Here is a 21,402-nt window from a genome sequence, read left to right on the forward strand (position 1 = left end):
GTCAACCCCCCATCTCTCCGGATTCATATAAAATGCACGTAACGCCGACCAGAGCCGCCGTTTCCGTGCGTAAAATGCGTTTTCCCAAGCTGATCGACTTGATGCCCGCCTCTTCGGCTTCGGCGATTTCCTTTTCCGTAAACCCGCCCTCCGGGCCAACGATAAGGAGCACGCAGTGCTGATCGGACGGTTCTACGGACTGCCTGCCAAGCGCTCCGCGGAGAAGCTCGCGCAGCTGCAGCTGGCCTTCCTTCTCGTAACAAACGAGCGCCAGTTGTACGTCCCCCGCACGCCTCAGCAGCTGCTTCCAGCTATGCATCGGCTCGATAACCGGAATGCGGTTGCGGTGGGCTTGCTCGGCCGCTTCTTTGGCGATTTTGTGCCAGCGTTCAAGCCGTTTGGATTCTTTGCGTTCGTCATATTGTACGATCGTCCGCTCCGAAATGAACGGAATAAAGCGGGTTGCCCCGATCTCCGTCCCTTTCTGGATGACCGTTTCCATTTTATCGCCCTTGGGCAAACTTTGCGCGACCCAGACTTGGATAGCCGGCTCGCTGGTCATCGGCAGAAGTTCAACGATCGCCGCTTCGACCGCATCTTTGCCAAGCTGCGTGATTTCGGCCAGCGCTTCCCGGTTCTGCCCGTCGCTGCAAATGAATTTGTCCCCGACCTGAGCCCGCATAACGCGGGTCAAATGATGGGCGTCATCGCCCGTTACCGACACCCGATCGGTACCGAACCGATCCGGCGTAATAAAATATCGCTGCATTTCGCATCCTGCCTTTACAAAAGTTCCAACCTACATCTTACAACTTTTATAGCCGGAATGCCACTCTTGACACGAAATACCTGTACGAGTGCTTCGAATGAAGCTTCGTACTCCAGCCTCATTTACAACGCAATCGTTCGCAAATCAAATATCAAATCATCTCGATTATTCCGTTACATTCCGTTATAATCATATTTATAAATCACATTCGGAAGGGCGGCTCACTCATGGAACAGGAAGTGCTTGAAAGAATCCGGTCCATCGTGAAAGAAGAATCCGGTTCGCTCAGGGGCGAGCTAATGGACCGCTTCGACAAACTGAACGAGCAAATCGAGCGGCTGCATATTCGCATCGACAATTTGCACAATGAAATGTACGTTATAGGCAGAGAATGGAGCGAACGGTTTACGCATCCGGATGAACGCAGACAGAAACTCGGGGCGGATGCACGAAGGCGATGCAGGCCGGACTTGTCCGGAACGTCTTCGTTATCATCGGCGGAGCAGTGCGCCACGAAAGAAGACATCCGCTTCCTAGCCTCCAAGATCGGCGTTCGCGATATGGAAATCGACTTCCCGAAACGATAGAGCCGATATCAATCCTATTTGCATGGAGCACCGGATGAAACAAAAAGCCGCCGAATTGCGGCAGCTTTCTAAGCGCATTATATTTGCGGTAAAATCGAAAATCCGAAAATCGAGGCGAGCAGGTCGTTCATTCCCATCAGTATGGAATTGGACAGCGAATACAACGGCACGATCGTCACGTTTTTGAGCGGCGGCAGGAAAACGATCAGCAAAAATACATAAACGCCCCACTGCTCATACTGGGAAAGCTGAAGCTGGACGCGCAGCGGCAAAAAGTTTTTGACGATCGCATAGCCATCCAGCGGCGGCAGCGGAATCAGGTTGAAGATGAACAGCATCATATTCAGATTAATCAGGAGCCCTAGAAAGATGTATACCGCGTCAGCGCCGCCTGGCGTGATGGCAGCTTGCAAATCGATGGTTTGCAGCGAATAGGCGAGCAACATACCGATGAACGCGATGATCAGATTGCTTACCGGACCCGCGGCCGTCACGATGATATCCATGAGACGCGGATTTTTGAAATTGCGGCGGTCGATTAGAACGCCCTTCGGCCAGCCGAAGCCTATGAGAAAAATAAGAATCGTACCTAAAACATCGAGATGATACCGGGGATTCAGCGTCACCCGTCCCATTTGCTTCGGAGTCGGATCGCCGAACTTGTAAGCCGTGTAAGCATGCGCGAATTCATGAATGGTAAAGCCGATCACCAGCGCCAAAAAGACGAACGGCACCTTGTCCCACTCGTAAAACAGCAGTCCTCCCAAATTCGATCACCTACTTCTTTCTGGCGACGATTGCCACCCAATCTAGTTCGTAATAGCGCTCTTCCACCGTCAAGCCGGCTGCCGTCAACGCATCTTCGACCAGCTGCTGCTTCGCTTTGATAATGCCTGAAGCAATGTAGGCGCCGCCTTGTTCAAGCGCTTGGTACACATCATCGACGAACAGGATAACGACTTCCGCTAAAATGTTGGCCACGACAACCTGGACAGGCAGCTTAACGCCGAGTTCGCCGCTTGGCTGATTCGGGACGCTTGTCTCCTCTTGCAGCAATCCGCCCGCACGAAGCGCTTGCAGCAAATCGCTTTCCACGACCGTAATGCTCGAATCCAGTCCGTTCAGCGTAGAATTTTCTTTGGCGCTCGAAACCGCAATCGGATCCAAGTCTAGCGCCAGCACATGCTTGGCCCCCAGCTTAGCAGCCGCAATGGACAGGATACCGGAGCCGGTGCCGACGTCGATGACGTAATCTCCGGGACGCACCACTTTTTCGAGCGTTTGCAGACAGAGCGATGTCGTCGCATGTGTGCCCGTGCCGAACGCCATGCCGGGATCCAGTTCGATTACAAGCTCCTCCGGCAGCGCTTCGTAAGGTTCCCATGTCGGCTTTATCGTAAGACGGTCCGTTATGCGGATCGGCTTGAAATAAGCTTTCCATGCATGCGCCCAATCGTCGTCGTCGACATCCTTGGTGTCGATTTCCGGATTCCCCGTATCGATGCCGTAATCGGCAAGCTCATCGATTCTTCTCTTCAGCTCGGCCGTCGCCTCCGCCATGTCCGAGCCGTCTGCGAAATAGCCTTTAATGACGGCTCTCCCTTCGAGAATATCGTTAAACGGCAAATCGAACCATTGTCCGAACGACGTATCGCGAGGCTTGTTAAGCGTTCCCGATTCTTCGATCGAAACGCCGCCCGCTCCCAGCTCATGGATGAAATTTGAAATCATTTCGACCGCTTCTTCGGTCGTATATACCGTTAGTTCATGCCAGCGCAAAATAAACACTCCCATTCTTCGTATCGACAAAGCCGTTCCAGCGCTTTGCAGGAAATCCCAACTCACACAAACCTTATTGTACTATACAAAAAACCGCAACAAAACGCAAAACAAAAAGCAAAGCGGGATCCGGTCGAACCGGCCGCGCTTTGCTTCTGGCGTCTATGTACGTTCCGTTTCTTACATCATCCCGCCGCCCTGTTCGATCAGCCGGCACGCCTTATCGAATATCGTTTCGTCCACGATTGCGGTCAACGCAATGTTTCTTGTCGCGTATGCGGAATTGCCCGCGCTTTCGTCGTCACGGCTTAGTAAATCCGTTCCTCCGCTCATGCCGCTGGCGTTCGGATCGGCGGATAGCAGGACGGCCGTATCCGGCAAAGAGAGCGAGGCGTCCGTCGTTAATCCAGGCAGTCCCGAAACGTATCCGGTTACCGGAAACATCCCTTCATAAGCGTGATCGATGGGAAATCCCTCGACACGGCCGACCTTCACTTCCGTTACCCTTAGGGCTGCAAGCTTAGCCGCAATCCCGGATGCCTCCTCCGGACTATGGAAATATGCCATAATCGCTTTTTCCGGCATACGGCCGACCTCCTTAAACTTCTCTGCGGGAAAAGGATTTCATAACGGCAAGCCGTCAGGCTCTGCCGCTGTCTTTCCTGCAGGAAAGCTATTTTTGTCTCTTATTGTTCGGACTGTTCGGATTGTCCCGCTTGGCGGTTGTTAGCCGCAGCAGCGCGTTCTGCCGCTTCGCGGTCGTCCGCGTCTGCGAAAGCTTCGGAGAATTCTACGTCCTCCGCTGCTCCGGTCGGCAGGTTACGGTTCGCTTGCTGTTGCTCGCGGTTATTGTTGTTTGCCATTCCATTTCCCTCCCTTCGACAAGCTTGGCTTTTGACGGCACCGTCTTATTATGCTTCGCTTACCGATTTCTATGCAAAAAAAAGAGCAGGAATCGCCGCAGCTTTTCCATGCTCCCTATTATTCGGTCAATCGCCCAAAAACGCTTTTTTCATCCGCTCGAACAGCGATTGATTCTGCTCGTGCGTATGCTCTCCGCCCAATCCCGAAAACTTGCGGAGCAGTTCTCTTTGCTCTTCGCTCAAGTTGGTCGGGGTGACGATGACTACCTTGACGTGTTGATCGCCTTGCCCATAGCCGCGCAGCTTGGGAACCCCTTTCCCTTTTAAGCGGAAATACGTATCCGTTTGGGTTCCTGCAGGTATTTTCAGCTTCACCTTTTCGGTCAGCGTAGGAATTTCGATTTCGTCGCCAAGCGCTGCCTGAGCAAATGTAAGCGGCACTTCGCAGTAAATATCGTCGCCTTCGCGTTCGAAAAATTCATGCGATTTCACCCGGATTACGATGTACAAATCGCCCGGAGGACCGCCCTTCGCCCCTGACTCGCCTTCTCCGGAAACGCGAAGCTGCGCGCCGTCATCGACGCCGGCCGGCACTTTGACGTGAATTTTGCGCTGCTTTTTAATTTTGCCGTTGCCGTGGCATTCGCCGCATTTGTCTTTGACAATCTGGCCTTGACCGTTACAAGCGCTGCATACCCGCCGGTTGACGATCCGCCCGAAAGCCGTGTTCTGAATGACTTCCTGCTGGCCGGAGCCTTTACAAACCGTACAGGTTTCCGGCTTCGTTCCCGGCTTCGCCCCGGATCCGTGACATCTGTCGCAGTTTTCCGTGCGCGGAATCGTAATGTCAAGCTCCTTGCCGAACACCGCTTCCTTGAATTCGATCGTCATGGAATATTGCAGGTCGCTGCCTCGCTGAGGCGCGTTCGGATTACGCCGTCCGCCGCCTCCGCCGCCGAAGAACATATCGAAAATGTCGTTGAAGCCGCCGCCGAAATCGGCTCCGTTAAAGCCGCCTCCGCCCATGCCTTGGTTAGGATCGACATGGCCGAAACGGTCGTACGTGGCCCGCTTCTGATCGTCGTTCAGGACTTCATAAGCTTCTTGCACTTCCTTGAATTTCGCTTCCGCATCCGACGCCTTGTTGACGTCCGGATGATACTGGCGGGCCAGCTTCCGGTACGCTTTCTTCACATCTTCCCCCGAAGCGTCCTTGCCGACTCCCAACACCTCGTAATAATCGCGCTTGCTCACTTGTCCACCCCCGATAAAACAACCCTAAAGATACTTACCATGATTCGAACGAAAAGTCAAAGCCGGATTGCACACCGGCTTTGACTCTTCAGAAACCGCACCTCAAACAGCTTACCGTCAGTCTGTCCGTGCCGGTCTTCGACTTACTTTTTGTTCTCGTCGACGACTTCGTAATCCGCGTCCACGACGTTCTCTTTACCGCGCGCTGCGCCCTCAGGCCCGCCTTCCGCTTGCCCTTCTTGCGCTTGCTGCTGCGCCGCCATTTGCTCATAGAGCTTCATGGAAAGCTGCTGAACGATTTCGCTCAGCTCGTCGGTCGCTTTTTTAATCTCGTCGGCATCGCTGCCTTCCAGCGCTTTCTTGACCGCTTCTTTTGCGACATTCGCTTTTTCGACGTCCGCAGGATCGACTTTATCGCCAAGATCCTTGATCGTTTTGTCGGTCGTGTACACAAGCTGATCGGCCGAGTTGCGAAGCTCGACGACTTCTTTACGCTTGCGGTCTTCCTCGGCATGAGATTCCGCGTCTTTCATCATGCGGTCCACTTCTTCGCTGCTAAGGCCGCTGGAAGAGGTGATCGTGATGTTTTGGCTTTTGCCTGTACCTTTATCGAGCGCGGTAACGTTAACGATACCGTTGGCGTCGATGTTGAACGTAACTTCGATTTGCGGTACGCCGCGCGGTGCAGGAGGAATATCTCCCAGCATAAACCGGCCCAGCGTTTTGTTATCGGACGCCATCGAGCGCTCGCCTTGCAGCACGTGAATTTCCACGCTTGTTTGCATGTCGGCGTAAGTGCTGTAGACTTGCGATTTGCTTGTCGGAATCGTCGTGTTGCGATCGATCATTTTGGTAAACACGCCGCCGGCCGTTTCGATACCAAGGGACAATGGCGTAACGTCGAGAAGAACGACGTCTTTCACGTCTCCGGTCAGAACGCCCGCTTGAACGGCTGCACCGAGGGCAACCACTTCATCCGGGTTAACGCCTTTGTGCGGTTCTTTGCCGATCAGCTTCTTGATGGCTTCTTGAACGGCAGGAATACGAGTCGATCCGCCGACAAGAATGACCTTGTCGATGTCGTTAGGCGACAGTCCGGCGTCGGACAGCGCTTGACGAGTAGGCGAAAGCGTGCGTTCTACAAGGTTCGCGGAAAGCTCCTCGAATTTGGCGCGCGTCAGATTCATCTCCAAATGCTGAGGCACTCCGTCGACCATCGTGATGAACGGAAGCGAAATCGTCGACGTCAGAACGCCGGACAGCTCTTTTTTCGCTTTTTCCGCTGCGTCTTTCAAACGCTGTACGGCGCCTTTATCTTTGGAAAGATCGATGCCGTGTTCTTTTTTGAATTCGGCAGCCAAGTAATCGATAATCACTTGGTCAAAATCGTCGCCGCCGAGGTGGTTGTCGCCGCTTGTCGCCACAACTTGGAACGTGCCGTCGCCAAGGTCGAGGATCGAAACGTCGAACGTACCGCCGCCAAGGTCGAATACGAGAACGGTCTCTTCTTTTTTGTCGTCCAAACCGTAAGCAAGCGCTGCAGCCGTAGGCTCGTTGACGATACGCAGCACTTCGAGGCCTGCGATTTTGCCTGCATCCTTCGTCGCTTGACGCTGGCTGTCGTTAAAGTAAGCGGGAACCGTAATAACCGCTTGCGTAACGGTCGAACCGAGGTATGCTTCGGCATCGGATTTCAGCTTTTGCAGAATCATTGCGGAAATTTCTTGCGGCGAATAATCTTTGCCGTCGATCGTTTCCTTGTGATTCGTTCCCATATGACGTTTGATCGAGCTGATCGTACGGTCGGGGTTCGTGATCGCTTGGCGTTTGGCGGATTCGCCGGTAATGCGCTCGCCGTCTTTCTTAAAGCCGACTACGGATGGCGTTGTGCGGTTTCCTTCGGGATTCGGAATGACGACGGCTTCGCCGCCTTCCATAACCGCTACGCAGGAGTTGGTCGTTCCCAAGTCAATACCAATAACTTTACTCATAATCGTGGTTAACCTCCCTGATTGGGCTTGATTATTTGTTTTGGAGCTTTTGCGGATTATCCTTTAGTGCTGACTTTGACCATAGACGGCCTAAGCACTTTTTCTTTCAGCATGTAGCCTTTTTGCATTTCTTCGACGACGGTGCCGTCTTCATGCTCGTCGGATTCCACCTGCATGATCGCTTGGTGCAGCTCCGGGTTAAACGGCTGTCCGACCGCTTCGATCGGCGTAAGCCCTTCCTGGACGAGAACCTGATCGAGCTGCCTGAACGTCATCTCGATCCCTTTGACGAGCGAGGCGAAATCCTGCGATTCTTTTGTTGTCGAAATCGCGCGTTCAAAATTATCTACGACGGGAAGCAGCTGCTCGATCAGCTTCATAGAAGCGTATTTCGCAAAGTCTTCCTTCTCCAGTCTGGAACGGCGGCGGAAATTATCAAAATCGGCTTGCGTACGCAAATACCGTTGATAATGCTCGTCAGCCTGCTTGCGCAGTTCATCTAGCGGATCGCTCTGATCGGCTTCGCCGGAATCGGCGGAGCCTGCTTCGGAAGCGGCTTCGGGCTCGGAAGCGTCATATGTAGTGCTTTCCGATTCGCCGGCAGCCGTATCAACGGATTCCTCCGTTATCGTTTGATCGTTTTTATCCTGTTCTTTCAAGATATGTTCACCTCCTTAATAAGGCTCTTACCCATCATGATTCGTTTTCATTTTTACCACGGTTTGAATGCGAAGCACCGCTCCCGCCACTTCGCCTGCCGCTTGCAGCGCATGCAGCTTGACGATGGAAGGATCGACGATCCCCGCTTTCTCGCAATCGATAAGCTTGCCGGTATCGCAATCGATGCCGATGGAATCGATCCCCTCCGCGAGTTGAGCCGCCCGCGCTTCCTCCACCTTCTCAAGCGGATTGAAGCCGGCATTCGTCACGATTTGCGAAAACGGCTTGCGCAAAGCCTGAGCCGCCGCTTCCATGCCGAAGCCTTCCATTCCGGTAACCGCTTCGCGGCGGCGCTCCAGCTCGCGGGAGAGCGCAAGCTCGATCGTACCGCCTCCCGGTACATAACCGCTTTGGAAGGCAGCCTGTACGGCCGCCGCCGCATCTTTCGCGATGCGCAGCTTCTCGCCTGCCACATCCTTCGTGCGCGCGGTCACGATCGCGGTTACGAAGCTTCTGCCGCTGCCGCCGGAGAGCCGGACTTGTCCGAGCGTTTCATCGTACCGGATATGGCGGATCTGACCGAGCGATGCCGCAAGTTCGTCGGCTGGCTTCTTCAGCGCGGAACGCCGCAGCGGCTTCGCTTCGGCCATCTCGCATAGCCTCTGCAGGTCTCTTCCGGCGACGCGCTGCAGCAGCATGATGCCGTTATCTTCGCAAAACTGCTCGGCTTCCGGATCCGCTCCCCGTTCGATCGCGACGAGCGCGACCTTCAGCGCAGCAAGCTTTTGCAAATGCAGGAGAAACTGCTTTTTTTGCTCCATATGCGCTTTAAATCCGGACTCGGTTACCAGTGCTTCCTCATCCAGCTGTTCCGGCTCGAGCGCATCGACCAGTACGATGACGGCGCCAGAACGCTCTGCCGAATCCCGGTAAGGCGGCGAAAGCTTTTTGTTGATCAGGATGCCCGGCCATACTTCATTCGCTCCGTTCGAAGCGGACGTGAACGTTTCGGCCAAGCGGAAGGTCTCGCTGCGAAGCTGCCGCTCGCCGACCTGACTGGCCGCCTCCAAGACGAGCGCCGCAATGTCCTCGTGCTCGCGGCCGGCAATATAGGCGATGCGGCGAAGCATCGGATCGTCGAGACTCGCAATGCTTCGCGTCCGCTCCGACAAGCTCGCTACGGCAACGCGCACGGCTTCTTGAATCCCCTGCGCGACCTTAGCGGGAGGCACGCCCCGCAATACCTGGGCCACGCCTTCCTGGACGAGCGCCCCGGCAATGACGGTGGCGGTCGTCGTGCCGTCTCCGACTCTTTCCTGCTGGGCGCGCGCGACCTGAATCACCAGCCGGGCCGCAGGATGCGAAGCGTCCATTTTTTCCAAAATCGTGACGCCGTCATTCGTGATGAGCACATCGCCTTGGCTGCCGACGAGCATCGTATCGAGCCCCTTCGGACCTAACGTGCCTTCCACCGCCGAACAGATCGCGCGGACAGCGCCGGCATTGTTCTGCAGCGTGGCGAACCGTTCTTCCCCCTCTTGAGGGGACTGCTTCGGTTGACTCATCCTGGGCCTTCCTTTCTGCGCGCTCGCTTACTTATACCACCGCGACAAGATGGTTGCCATATCGACCGATAAGCGGTCAAGCAGATGAATCACCTTGCCGTATTCCATTCGGGTCGGGCCAAGTATGCCTATCGTTCCGAGCGGGTGTCCGTCCAACGAATAGGTTGCCGTGATCAAGCTGCAATTATTGATTGCCGCCAGGCTGTTTTCGCTGCCAATCCGCACTTGAATGCCTTCGGTAGCCGACGAAATGAGCTTCATCAGCTTCGGCGTTTCATCTAGCAGATCGAGCAGCTCCTTGACCTTGTCGACGTCTTTGAATTCCGGCTGCGTCAGCATATTCGTGGCTCCGCTGAGGAATACTCGGTCGCTCTGATCGCTCTCGAACACGCCTTCGAGCATCCGCATCAACTCTTCGTAGCCGTTCACATGCTTGCCGAGCTCCGTGCCGATCTCGTTGTACAGCTTCGTCCGGAAATGCGCGAGCGGGACGTTCAAAAGCTTCGAGTTCAGCAGATTGACAGCCTTCTCGATCTCGGACATCGGTATGCCTTCGGGAATCGTGACCATCTTGTTTTCCACATGGCCGGTGCTCGTCACGATAATCGCGACGGCGGTCTGCTCGTTGATCGGCACGATTTGCAGCCGTTTCAGCGTGGTGCTGAACACTTCCGGTCCGAGTACGATCGACGTATAATTCGTTAACCCGGAAAGCATAAGCGCAACCTGCTGGAACACCTGCTCGAGCTGCTGCAGCTTCTCCGCAAAAAACATTTTCATGACGTTCAATTCCGGCCCCGTCCCGGACACCGCGCCATAGTTGACCAGATGATCCACATAGTAACGATACCCTTTGTTGGAGGGGATGCGGCCGGCGGACGTATGAGGCTGCTCCAGAAAGCCGAGCTCTTCGAGATCGGACATCTCGTTACGAATCGTGGCAGGACTGAACGCAACGTCGCCGCGCTTCGAAATGCTGCGCGAGCCGACCGGCTCGGCAGAACGTATATAATCGTCAACGATGGCATGAAGGATCATCTTTTGGCGTTCGGACAACATGCGTTTCACCCCTTCTGCACCATTCGTAGAGCTTTATAGAAACAATGTCTTCTTCTCTATAAGTAGCCGTACATGGTTCAAATCGATCCTATCGTTAGCACTCGTTATCGATGAGTGCTAATCGATATTTCAAAAATACCAAACTGCAGCGCCACTGTCAAGCCGAAGCTAGTTATTTTGGCGCAAATTAGGCGATTTTCGTCACTGCCCGTTCCAAACGCAAAAAGAGGACGACTCCGCTTCTCACCGAATGTGAAAAGCAGGCGATCCTCTTGGGGCCGATTGGGAGCAGGCTTACTGGGAAGCCGCTTTTTCGGTAATCCATTCTTCTTTCGTGGATAAATCCAGCATGCGAACTACGGCAATTTCGTCGCAGCAATGCTGCTTTTTGCAGTGGACGCAATCTTTCCAGACCTTCTCCGGGAATATTTCCTTCGGCACGACCGTAAATCCGTTCTTCTCGAAAAAGGCGACCTCGTACGTAAGCGCCATAACTTTCGGAATGTTTAGCACATAGGCTTCCTCTATCAGCTTGTCGACAAGCTTGCGGCCGATCCCTTGCCCTTTGTGCCCTTCGGTAATGCCGAGCGAACGGATTTCCACCAAATCCTTGCCGAGCTGGCAAAGCGAACCGCAGCCGACCAGCTGACCGTCAAGCTCCGCAACGATGAACGTATCGATGATCGCCTTCAGCGTTTCCCGCGTTCTCGGCAGCATGATGCCCTTCTCCGCGTAGCCCTGTATGATATGGTAAAGCGACTCCACGTCGTCGCCGGTTGCTTTTCTGCAAATGACCCCCATGTCTCATCCCACCTTAAAAAGGTAGTTCAAAATATCCCCTTTCGATAACGAAGCAGAACGGTTTGCCATTCGAAATCGAATCTTGAATTCACCTGAAAGCGGCCTATTTGAACTCTTGTAATTTTGTTGTTTCGCTAATACGAATAAATATACAACAAAACGTATAATCCTTCAAGAGAAAAATCCCACGAATTCGCCAAAAACGTCATTCGCATACATGATGGCCGCTTCCGACAGCTTGTAGCCTTCCGCCGTTTCCTCCAGCAGCCCGCGCTTCGTCAATCTGACGAGCAGCGGACCGAATGGTTCCTCAAGCGCGACGCCGAACTGTTCATGAAAATCTTGCCGGCTTACGCCCTTCAGCAAGCGCAGGCCGACCATCATAAAATCCTCCATCGCCTCATGGCGGGTAACCGGGGCGGTCTCCAGTACGGGAAATCCCTTGGCGGCGGCGTCGATATACGGCTGAACCCCTTTGATGTTCACATGCCGCACACCCCCGAGATAGCCGTGAGCGCCGGCGCCAAGTCCGTAATAGCTTTCGTTGCGCCAGTATGCGCTGTTGTGACGGCTCTCAAAGCCGGGCTTGGCGAAATTGCTGATTTCATACTGCCCGTAGCCGGCCGCCTTGAGCCGATCCATGATCAGCCGGTACATGCCTAGCTCGACTTCCTCTTCGGGAAGAGGCAGCTCGTTGCGCTGGAACAGCGTATGAAACAGCGTGTTTTCCTCCACCTTCAACCCGTAAATCGAATAGTGCTGCAAATCCAGCGCCAACGCGGCGCTGATCGACTTATCCAGCTGCTCAAGCGTTTGGTTCGGAAGCCCGAACATGAGATCGATCGATACGTTGCCGAAGCCGAGCTGGCGCGCGTTCTCAAGGCTTGCGTATACGTCGTCCACGCTATGAATGCGGCCGATTCGGGCAAGCAGCTCCGTATCGAACGATTGAACGCCGAAGCTGAGCCGGTTGACGCCGCCTTCCTTCATAACCGCCAGCTTCTCCCGGTCGGTCGTGCCGGGATTGGCCTCCATCGTCATTTCCGCGCCAGCGGCCCGCTGCGGGAAGTACGTGCGCACCATACGCAAAAAGACGTCCATTTGCTCCGGCGTCAGCACCGTCGGCGTACCGCCGCCCACGAAAATCGTGTCCACTTGCTCCGGAACGATGCGCTTCACCGTCCATTCCATTTCCCGCTCGAGCGCGTTCAAATAGTCCATGACGGGCTGGCCCTTCAGCACATAAGAGTTAAAGTCGCAGTAATGGCATTTGTTCGTGCAAAACGGGATATGAATATATACCGCGCGGGGCGTTTTCCACCACGGCCGTTCGGACATGGGTAGCCCTCCTTTTTACAAACCGCCGGACTTTTGCGAAAAACCAGAAAAGCGACCTCGCTAATAAGGTCACTTGTCGGTTTCCTGCTTGGGCGGCGGGTTGTTTGATTGGTTTCTTTATGCGCAGCAGCCCGGACAGCCATCCGGCAGTCCGGCGCTGCGTCCATTCCGTTTACTCGTCTATTTTCAGCACGGCCATGAACGCCTCTTGCGGCACCTCGACGCTGCCGACCTGCTTCATCCGCTTCTTGCCTTCTTTCTGCTTCTCAAGCAGCTTCCGCTTCCGGCTGATGTCGCCGCCGTAACATTTGGCAAGAACGTTCTTCCGCATCGCCTTGACGGTTTCCCGGGCGATGATCTTCTGGCCGATCGAAGCCTGAATCGGAACCTCGAACATTTGCCGGGGAATCAGATCCTTCATCTTCTCGCAAACGACCTTGCCGCGCTGATAGGCGCGGTCGCGGTGCACGATGACCGACAAGGCGTCCACTTGTTCGCCGTTCAGCATGATGTCCATCTTCACCAGATTGGAACGCTTGTAGCCCGACAGCTCGTAGTCGAACGAAGCGTAACCTTTGGTACTCGATTTCAACTGATCGAAGAAATCGTAGACGATTTCGGACAGCGGCATGTCGTAAGTCAACGTAACACGGTTCGTGTCCAAATATTCCATGTTGACGAAATCGCCGCGTTTGCCTTGGCAAAGCTCCATAATCGTCCCGACATAGTCGTTCGGCACGATAATCGCCGCCTTCACGTACGGTTCCTCTACAAATTCGATTCTTTGGGGATCCGGGTAGTTGGACGGGTTGTCGATGCTCAGCACTTCCCCGTTCGTCAGCGTCACTTTATAAATAACGCTCGGCGCCGTCGTGATGAGCGGGATGTTGAACTCCCGTTCGATGCGCTCCTGTATAATCTCCATATGCAACAGTCCAAGGAACCCGCAGCGGAAGCCGAAGCCGAGCGCCGTCGACGTTTCCGGTTCGTAACGAAGCGATGCGTCGTTCAGCTCCAGCTTTTCGAGCGCCTCGCGCAGATCGTTGTAATCCGACGTTTCGATCGGGTATAGCCCGCAAAACACCATCGGATTGATCTTGCGGTAGCCGGGGAGCGGCTCGGCTGCAGGGTTCTTCGCGTCCGTGATCGTATCGCCGACACGCGTATCTTTCACGTTCTTGATACCCGCCACGACGAAGCCTACGTCGCCTACGGCAAGCTCGTTGACCATCGTCATCCGCGGCATGAACGCGCCGACCTCAATAACCTCGAACGTTTTGTTCGTAGCCATGAACGTAATTTTCGAGCCGGGGCGAATGGAGCCGTCGACGACGCGGACGTAAACGATAACCCCTTTGTACGGATCGTAATGCGAGTCGAAAATAAGCGCTTTTAGCGGCTGATCCGGATCGCCCGTCGGGGCGGGAACTTTGAGCGCCACTTGCTCCAAAATTTCCTTAATGCCGATCCCGGCTTTTGCGGAAGCGAGCACGGCTTCGCTGGCGTCCAAACCGATAACGTCCTCGATTTCCTGTTTTACCCGCTCCGGCTCCGCGCTCGGCAGATCGATTTTGTTGATGACCGGCAAAATTTCCAGGTTGTTGTCTAACGCCAAATATACGTTGGCGAGGGTTTGCGCCTCGATGCCCTGAGCGGCGTCGACGACGAGCAGCGCGCCTTCGCAGGCTGCCAAGCTGCGGGATACCTCATACGTAAAGTCGACGTGCCCCGGCGTGTCGATCAGGTTGAAAATGTATTCCTCGCCGTCGTCGGCGCGATAGCCGAGACGAACGGCCTGCAGCTTGATCGTAATGCCGCGCTCCCGTTCCAGATCCATCTGATCGAGTACCTGCTCCTGCATTTCCCGTGAGGAGAGCGTACCGGTATATTCCAATATCCGATCCGCCAGCGTCGACTTACCGTGGTCGATATGGGCTATGATCGAAAAATTTCGTATTTTCTTTTGTCTGGCTCTCATGTCCGCCATCAATGATCCCCCTAAAGTTTCTCAAGAAACGTACTCTCGATGAACGCCTTCATCGACAGCTGCTAATTTGCAATACCTTTAATTATATCAGTTGGCGTTCGATGCAGCAATGGACAACCGTTTACCCCTCGTTTTGAGGCGAGCGCGGCGGGACAATCACAGAAGAAGCTCGCCGTCGCCTCGGCCGCCAACATTTTTTCTTGACAATCACACAGCGATGCCGTATTATGAATAATTAGGTTTATTGATGAATCGCAACAACACCCTCAGCAACAAAGATTTGACCCTTCTTTGTCCTTAACAAGGCTGCAAGACTTCAGGTGTTTCCAAGATTCTATTCCCCTCGATTCCTTTATTACATTCCAAGTGCAAGTCAAGGCATATCGGCTAATTCATTCTGGCGCGGCCTAGGAGCCGCAAGAACGGTTGAGAGGTAGGGCTTCCGTCGTTTTAGTGATCAGGAGTACGCAAGAACGAGAGCAAGGGATAATAAACCCACCACATATAAGATTCATTCGCGACAAAGGACAACCGCCCCGATATCGATCGGCATGGTTGTCCTTTGTCGTTTCTTGGCGCGTTTCCTTCTTAACCGAAGATCGCTTCGAACAACGATACGATTACCTTCAAGCATACGTTCGCCGCCCGCCGGAGCAGGTCGCCGATCCCGTTGCTGACGCGATTCACGGCCGATTCCTCGATTACAGCCTGCTGCTTCGCCGCCTTATCGATCTGCGGTTGTCCCTGAGCCGGTTTGGCTGGCGCCGCCTGATCCGGCTTCGGTTTCGGTTGGCTCGCTGCCGCGGCCGGACTTGCTTGAGCGGTCTTGGGGCCGGCTTGCGCCTCTACGGCATCTATGGGCCCATTGATCCGCTCGATGCCGCGCGTCGCCACATCGACGCCGAAAAAAATACCGAAGCCTGCGGCGAACAACGCGAGCAGCAACTTAATCGAAATCGGCTTGGCTGAACCGTGTCTCATCGGAATCGACTCCTTAACGTTTTACTTTGCCAGCGCCGTCTGCGGAGGCGCGTTCACCTTTTCGGCATCCCAATATAATTCCGCAATGATCTTCGCGAGCTCGTCGGCGGTCCGGTAACATTCCTCCAGCGTGTTGTAGGGGCCGCCAATTTCGATAAGCACGCTGTTTGGCGACAGAGACTGATTATATTCCGCTTGTCCGTCGTGCTGGGTCTTCCCCCAAATCCCGTTTGAGATGCCAGGCAGCTTTTGCTCCAGCTTTTCGTGAATCGATGCCGCAAATTTCTCGTTCTTTTTCCAGTTCGGATTTTTCTGGCCGATGATGAAGAAGGTTCTGGCGTAATCTTTGCCGTCGATCGATACGGTCGTCGCTTTGCGGGAACCCGAATCGCGGTGAAGATCGAAAACGAACGAAATGTCCGGATTAGCAGCAAACGCCTCTTTGACCGTTTTTTGCGAATATTTATAGGAATAATTGAAATTGTACCCTTTTTCCGTAGAAGAATAATCGGGACTGTAATCGATCGATCCGATGCCCAGATCGTTCAGCTTTTGCTCCAGCCGTTTGCCGACCAGCGTCACGTTCGTCTTGGAGTCGTACGCCTCGCTCGGCTCAAGCCCTGGCGCGAGATGCGGCAGGAACGACTCGCGGTTATGCGAGTGATAGATGAGCACGACCTTCTTGCCGCCTGTCGTGGGCTTCGCCTGCGAATCGGGTGAAACGGAGGGCGAAGGCGACGCGGACGGATGCGGCGTTTCGGCCGACGGAGACGGTACGGAGGGCGAAGGCGTTGCACCGGGCTGCTGCGAGCCGTTCGCGGACATGCCTTCCGCTTCGTTAGCCGGCGGATAATCCTCCGGCGAATAATCCGAATTGCCGTTCGGCCCTTTGCGCAGCAGGACGGCATTGTCTCTGCCGAGCCCCGGCACCTCTCTGGCAAGCATCGTCTTGGGATCGCGAAGATTGATATCCGTCAGCATGCGGAACACGAACCCGATGACATTTTGCTGCGAAAATGCGGTCTCCGTCCTCTCCTTGCGCAAATGCGGCACCTCGAGGCTTAACATGTCCATAAAAAAATCGCTTGAAACGGAGGCGGCCACTCCTCGCATCGACGAGACGGGAGATGCATTTACTTTGGTTTGCACATAGCCGATTACGCCTATCCCGACGAAAAACAAAAAGGTAGTGATGAATAAAATGCCGAACAGCTTGGTTGCATATCCGGCACTCCGGATCATTTTGCGGAATTTGCCAACGTCGATCATAAAAGCGGACCATTTCATCGGTATGAACCCTCCTCAGCTTCGATGCGTATTCCTTCCGACTTGGAGACGCGTCCCGATTCAACCATTCTCTCAGCTCGGGTCTTGCATTCCTTTTACTAGAATCTATGAACCGTTTGAAAGAAATAGAACCTCCTTTTGGAAGCGAAGCATTTACTAGAGTTTGCGGTACCCGGGCGGTCTATCCCGATCCATAAAAAAAACGCCTATCGGCGTCTTTGCGGAACAAAATACGTTATGTTAGGCAGAAACCGCATCCGCTCTCGCGCAGAATGATCGTCCCGCCCCTGATCCAACAAAAAAGAACGATCCGCAGATCGCTCCCGGTCATTCTTCCTTAGCTTCCTTACATTATGAAAGGATGCCGTACCCCGCAATCGCCGTAGGCACTTCACGCAAAGTCGGCACCTGCAAGAAAGCTCCCTTGGGCCGAACGTGAATGTCGACGATATTAAATTGCCATTCCAGTATAGCCGGTACGTGAACGGCATGTATCCCCGTTTCCAAAGCGGGAACGATGTCCGTCCGGATGGAATTGCCGATCATCCACGTCAAGTCGCGGTCGAATCGCTGCTTGTTCAAAATGTCCTCCAGCGCGTCCGTCGTCTTGTGGCGGCGAATGAAGACGCGGTCGCCGAAATACGTTTCAAGTCCGAGCGCCTTTATTTTACGCTCTTGGACGGTGGCCACTCCGCCTGTGTACAAAAACAAGGAATGGCCTTCGCCCTTCAGCAAATCGAGCGTTTCCACCATGTTCGGATAAGGCTCGACCTCTTGGTCATAGACGGATTTGCCGAGCTCCCGGAGGCTCTCTTCCTCCGAACGGGACGTTTCCCTTCCGGTCAAGGCGGAGAAATAATGGTACGTATCTATGAGCGACTGCGGGAAATGATCGGGCATGAAGCCTTGCACCGCCACTCTCGCCGTATCGATTTCAAGCTGTTTCTTCTTCACCTCGTCCGCCGTCAGCCTATCCGAAGCAAACCAGGTCATCAATTGATCGGCGCATTGATCGATGACCATATCAAAATATTTGTTGCAATGAACGAGCGTATCGTCGAGATCGAACAAAAGCGTTTGTGGCCGCATATGCAACATCCTCCATTACCCTGCGCAGAACTTAATCGCTATAATCGGAACCGATAATCTTGCTAGCCGTGAAGCATTTCCCGGTCCGCAGGCTTACTATATCTTATTTTATGCATTCTAGCAATTTGACGATCGCCTAATCCGCAGCTCCTTTTGAAAGCCCGGCAGCTATTATACGCTTTCGGAAGTTATCCTCCCGTTCAATAGAAAAGCCCGTCGCAGCCCGCGGAACGGGTTGTGAACAGGCTCCTTCATGTACGGACGGCTAATGAGTATAGGCCGCTACGTTCTCGGTATCAACCGCATCGTGCAGGGCGGCGTTCAAGCCGCTGGCGATAATGTTGGCGATATCCTCAATGAATTGGTCGATTTCCTTAGGCGTGACGAGCAAATCGTGACCGACGGGGTTCAGCACTTCCCTCACAAGCTGCAGCCTGTCGCTCTCCGGCATTCCGTCCAGCATACCGAGAATTTGCCCGGTATTCTGAGTCTCCTGCTTGAAGTGCTTGATCATCAGATCGATGCTGCTGTCAACTATCGTCGATGCATAGACGACAGTCGGGACGCCTATCGCAATAACCGGCACGCCGAGAATTTCCTGCGTCAGCCCGCGTCGCTTATTTCCGATACCGGATCCGGGATGGATCCCCGTATCGGCAATCTGGATCGTCGTATTTACGCGATCGAGGGATTTGGACGCGAGCGCATCGATGGCGATGACAAAATCAGGCTTCGACTTTTCGACGATCCCTTGTACGATTTCGCTGCTTTCAATCCCCGTCGTTCCGAGCACGCCAGGCGCAACCGCGCTTACCTGACGGTAGCCGGGGCTAACCTGATCCGGCATCAGCTCGAAATAATGGCGGGTCACCATGACGTTCTCGACGACTAACGGTCCGAGGGAGTCCGGCGTCACGTTCCAGTTGCCAAGCCCGATAATGAGCGCTTTGGAGTTTTTGTTCACGCCTGCCTTCACTAGAAACTCTTCGAATTGCTGGGCAAACTTCGTCGCCACCCGATCCTGAAGATCGGAATCCTTTTGTCTTAAGCTCGGCACTTCGATCGTAATGTAGTGGCCCGGCATTTTGCCGATCGATCTGGCCGCTTGCTCCGACGTAACGTCGATTACCGTTACTTTGACGCCTTCTTCCTCGATTGTATCCATATGTACGCCGGGAATGGCCGAGCCGCTCTTCTTAGATGCGAGCTCATTGGCCTCCACCGCCAAGTCGGTATGCGCCGAAAAATCAAAATAGTCCATAAAGGTTCCTCCTGCGGCCGTATTTTGGGGTTATTGTTCAACCAAACGGCGTATCTTATTCAGATTTGTACGGGCATCCGGTGCGGCTTGCAGATGGTATTGCTTTTTGAAAATTACCATGGTAGAATATCAGGAGTTGTCATTAAAGACATGTTTCACTTTTAAGCTGGTCTAGGTAGGAGGTGACTGTAATGCCAAACATTAAATCTGCCATCAAGCGCACGAAAACGAATGAAAAACGTCGTCTTCGCAACGCATCCCAAAAATCCGCACTTCGTACGGCTGTAAAATCGTTCGAAACTGCTGTTGATTCGCAAAATGTGGATACTGCGAAAGCAGCTCTCGTCAATGCGATCAAGAAGCTCGACAAAGCAGTGACGAAAGGATTAATCCATAAAAATACGGCTAACCGTAAAAAGTCCCGCTTGGCGAAATTGCTTAACGCATCCGCTCAAGCGTAAGACATCTACGAACATACTTAAGGAAGCCGGCGTCTCGCCGTTCCTCCTTTCGAAGTGACAAAATCCCGCGCAGCTCGCAAGAGCGGCGCGGGATTTTTGCTGTCTTCGCTCGTTCTTCTCCCGATATAAGGAACAGCGGCATCCCCTTCCGGTTATGCCGCCACATGCAGGATAAACATTTCGAGCCCAAGCACCTTCTCGATTCGTCCGCTTTTGATATTGTAGTCCAGCTCGGCCAGCTGCGTCATAATGCGCTGCAGCCGCTCGTTGTCGTATTTGCGCCCCTGCTCCGCCGCCAGCTTGATCGGGAAAGGATGGCTGCCGAGATGTCCCGCGATCTGCTGCTGGGAATAACCCTGCCTCTCCAGCTCTTTTACCTGCCAGATCAACCGGAACTGGCGTGCCATCAGCACTGCGATCTTGATCGGCTCCTCGCGCTGCTTGAGCAGCTCGTACATGATCGCGAACGCCTTCTCAATGCGCCGCTGAACGATTTCCTCGATCAACAAAAACACGTTTTGCTCCGTACTGCGCGCAACCAGCTCGTCTACCATCGCTTCCGTCACTTTGCCGCCTTTGCCCGCGTAGAGCGAGAGCTTCTCCATTTCGGAAGCCATCGCCTGCAGCTGTCCTCCGGTATAAAGCGCGAGCATCTCGGCTGCGCCGGTGCCGAACGAAAACCCTAGCTCCTCGGCATGCCGCGCCGCCCAGCGGTTCAATTCGTCCGAAGATAAAGCCGAGAAGGGCTGAACCGCCCCCAGCTCCTTAAACGTTTTTACAAGTTTTTTTCGTTCGTCCAGCTTGTCCGCTTCGACGGTAAATACCAGAATCGAGTGCTCGACCGGCGCTTTCACGTATTCCAGCAGCCGCTCGACGCGATGCTCGATTTTGCCGCTTTCCTTTGCCCCCGTGAAGAAATGGGCCCTGCTGGCGACGATTACTTTGCGCGGCACGAAGAAAGGCAGCGTTTCCGCATCCTCCAGCACGACGTCCAAAGGCGTCTCCGCAAGGTCATATTTGCTGACCGCAAGCTCGCGGTGCTCCTCTTCGACGTTCTTCTCTATTAAAGCCGCTATCCAGCGGTTCATTAAATACAATTCCGCGCCGTAACACACTGTAACCGGAAGCGGCGCACGATTCCCTTGTCCTTTACGCGTGCCGTTGTCTGCCATCCTGCCACCGCCATCCTCCAAAATTGATATCATCATAACATACCTGAGCCAGGACGACTACGTTCTCCTTTATGCGATGACGTTTTCGGTTACTGAAATGAAACTAGCTTTGAGCGAAGCGTAGCGGTTTGCCAGCGCTCAAGCAAAGACAAAGCGACCACGCCGGATTCGTTCCGGACGTGATCGCTTTGTCCCAGCACAGCAAGCTCGACGGGAACCGGAAGCGGTCTCCTTCGAATGACGTAAAACCGGTGAATCTGCTTCCGCCCAAGGTTCAGAGCTAGTATTGCGGCTCTCCGTAACGGTTCGGCTGCGGAAATACGCCTCTCCTGTGTGTGGAGCTGATGCGAATGATCGCGCCTTCGGAGAATTCGAACCGGTTCACGCACGTTTATATAAACATCCGGACAGCAAGCTCTAGAAACTTCCGCCGGATGATTACCCTTGAAGGGCGCGGTTGCTAAGTGCCGTTTGCTATACTATACGTAGCAACTGTCA

The 21,402-nt window shown here is 54.0% G+C and carries 20 protein-coding genes; 2 read left to right on the plus strand and 18 right to left on the minus strand.

Going from position 1 to position 21,402, the window contains the following annotated elements; genetic code table 11:
- Position 1: 1 nt before the first annotated feature.
- Positions 2 to 769: a 16S rRNA (uracil(1498)-N(3))-methyltransferase gene (locus ACKGJP_RS24270; RefSeq protein WP_409341367.1), complete on the minus strand. Its 768-nt coding sequence runs from the start codon at positions 767 to 769 to the stop codon at positions 2 to 4.
- A gap of 227 nt (positions 770 to 996) precedes the next feature.
- On the opposite strand from ACKGJP_RS24270, the gene ACKGJP_RS24275 reads away from it, so the two are divergent.
- A complete protein-coding gene (locus ACKGJP_RS24275; RefSeq protein WP_409341368.1) occupies positions 997 to 1,356 on the plus strand; it encodes a hypothetical protein in 360 nt (119 codons plus the stop codon).
- A gap of 77 nt (positions 1,357 to 1,433) precedes the next feature.
- Here ACKGJP_RS24275 and ACKGJP_RS24280 read toward each other — a convergent pair whose 3' ends face one another.
- From ACKGJP_RS24280 to gpr, 16 genes are all read right to left on the minus strand, one after another.
- The gene (locus ACKGJP_RS24280) at positions 1,434 to 2,123 is read right to left on the minus strand and encodes a site-2 protease family protein (RefSeq protein WP_409341369.1); all 690 of its coding nucleotides are present in this window, start codon (positions 2,121 to 2,123) and stop codon (positions 1,434 to 1,436) included.
- A gap of 10 nt (positions 2,124 to 2,133) precedes the next feature.
- On the minus strand, positions 2,134 to 3,135 hold the full coding sequence (prmA, locus tag ACKGJP_RS24285) for a 50S ribosomal protein L11 methyltransferase (RefSeq protein ID WP_409341370.1): 1,002 nt from the start codon (positions 3,133 to 3,135) through the stop codon (positions 2,134 to 2,136).
- 180 nt (positions 3,136 to 3,315) lie between these two features.
- Complete coding sequence (locus ACKGJP_RS24290; RefSeq protein ID WP_409341371.1) at positions 3,316 to 3,720, minus strand: hypothetical protein; 405 nt, start codon at positions 3,718 to 3,720, stop codon at positions 3,316 to 3,318.
- 101 nt (positions 3,721 to 3,821) lie between these two features.
- Positions 3,822 to 3,998, minus strand: a complete 177-nt coding sequence (locus tag ACKGJP_RS24295) for a YfhD family protein (protein WP_409341372.1) — start codon at positions 3,996 to 3,998, stop codon at positions 3,822 to 3,824.
- 126 nt (positions 3,999 to 4,124) lie between these two features.
- Positions 4,125 to 5,252, minus strand: a complete 1,128-nt coding sequence (dnaJ, locus tag ACKGJP_RS24300) for a molecular chaperone DnaJ (RefSeq protein WP_409341373.1) — start codon at positions 5,250 to 5,252, stop codon at positions 4,125 to 4,127.
- Between the two features lie 143 nt (positions 5,253 to 5,395).
- The gene (dnaK, locus tag ACKGJP_RS24305) at positions 5,396 to 7,243 is read right to left on the minus strand and encodes a molecular chaperone DnaK (protein ID WP_409341374.1); all 1,848 of its coding nucleotides are present in this window, start codon (positions 7,241 to 7,243) and stop codon (positions 5,396 to 5,398) included.
- A 56-nt stretch (positions 7,244 to 7,299) separates the two neighbouring features.
- On the minus strand, positions 7,300 to 7,902 hold the full coding sequence (gene grpE / locus ACKGJP_RS24310) for a nucleotide exchange factor GrpE (protein WP_409341375.1): 603 nt from the start codon (positions 7,900 to 7,902) through the stop codon (positions 7,300 to 7,302).
- A gap of 27 nt (positions 7,903 to 7,929) precedes the next feature.
- On the minus strand, positions 7,930 to 9,468 hold the full coding sequence (locus ACKGJP_RS24315) for a TCP-1/cpn60 chaperonin family protein (protein ID WP_409341376.1): 1,539 nt from the start codon (positions 9,466 to 9,468) through the stop codon (positions 7,930 to 7,932).
- 27 nt (positions 9,469 to 9,495) lie between these two features.
- Positions 9,496 to 10,527 (minus strand): heat-inducible transcriptional repressor HrcA, encoded by a 1,032-nt coding sequence (hrcA, locus tag ACKGJP_RS24320; RefSeq protein WP_409341377.1) that lies wholly within the window; start codon positions 10,525 to 10,527, stop codon positions 9,496 to 9,498.
- Between the two features lie 294 nt (positions 10,528 to 10,821).
- Entirely contained in the window at positions 10,822 to 11,328 is a 507-nt protein-coding gene (locus ACKGJP_RS24325; protein ID WP_409341378.1) for an N-acetyltransferase, read from the minus strand.
- A 171-nt stretch (positions 11,329 to 11,499) separates the two neighbouring features.
- Positions 11,500 to 12,666: a radical SAM family heme chaperone HemW gene (hemW, locus tag ACKGJP_RS24330; protein ID WP_409341379.1), complete on the minus strand. Its 1,167-nt coding sequence runs from the start codon at positions 12,664 to 12,666 to the stop codon at positions 11,500 to 11,502.
- Between the two features lie 172 nt (positions 12,667 to 12,838).
- Positions 12,839 to 14,653, minus strand: coding sequence for a translation elongation factor 4 (gene lepA, locus ACKGJP_RS24335; RefSeq protein ID WP_409341380.1), 1,815 nt, complete (start codon positions 14,651 to 14,653; stop codon positions 12,839 to 12,841).
- Positions 14,654 to 15,241: 588 nt separating this feature from the next.
- Positions 15,242 to 15,634, minus strand: coding sequence for a hypothetical protein (locus ACKGJP_RS24340; protein WP_409341381.1), 393 nt, complete (start codon positions 15,632 to 15,634; stop codon positions 15,242 to 15,244).
- Between the two features lie 21 nt (positions 15,635 to 15,655).
- Positions 15,656 to 16,921, minus strand: a complete 1,266-nt coding sequence (gene spoIIP / locus ACKGJP_RS24345) for a stage II sporulation protein P (RefSeq protein ID WP_409341382.1) — start codon at positions 16,919 to 16,921, stop codon at positions 15,656 to 15,658.
- Positions 16,922 to 17,272: 351 nt separating this feature from the next.
- The gene (locus ACKGJP_RS24350) at positions 17,273 to 18,010 is read right to left on the minus strand and encodes an HAD family hydrolase (RefSeq protein WP_409341383.1); all 738 of its coding nucleotides are present in this window, start codon (positions 18,008 to 18,010) and stop codon (positions 17,273 to 17,275) included.
- Positions 18,011 to 18,275: 265 nt separating this feature from the next.
- Positions 18,276 to 19,271 carry a GPR endopeptidase gene (gpr, locus tag ACKGJP_RS24355; protein WP_409341384.1) on the minus strand — a complete coding sequence of 332 codons (996 nt, stop codon included), beginning with the start codon at positions 19,269 to 19,271 and terminating at the stop codon, positions 18,276 to 18,278.
- A gap of 191 nt (positions 19,272 to 19,462) precedes the next feature.
- Here gpr and rpsT point away from each other — a divergent pair, with 191 nt between their 5' ends.
- The gene (gene rpsT / locus ACKGJP_RS24360; RefSeq protein ID WP_409341385.1) at positions 19,463 to 19,732 is read left to right on the plus strand and encodes a 30S ribosomal protein S20; all 270 of its coding nucleotides are present in this window, start codon (positions 19,463 to 19,465) and stop codon (positions 19,730 to 19,732) included.
- Positions 19,733 to 19,884: 152 nt separating this feature from the next.
- On the opposite strand, the gene holA is transcribed toward rpsT, so the two are convergent.
- Positions 19,885 to 20,904, minus strand: coding sequence for a DNA polymerase III subunit delta (gene holA / locus ACKGJP_RS24365; protein WP_409341386.1), 1,020 nt, complete (start codon positions 20,902 to 20,904; stop codon positions 19,885 to 19,887).
- Positions 20,905 to 21,402 lie beyond the last annotated feature (498 nt).

Source organism: Paenibacillus litoralis (genome assembly GCF_046244365.1).
GTDB lineage: Bacteria > Bacillota > Bacilli > Paenibacillales > NBRC-103111 > Paenibacillus_V.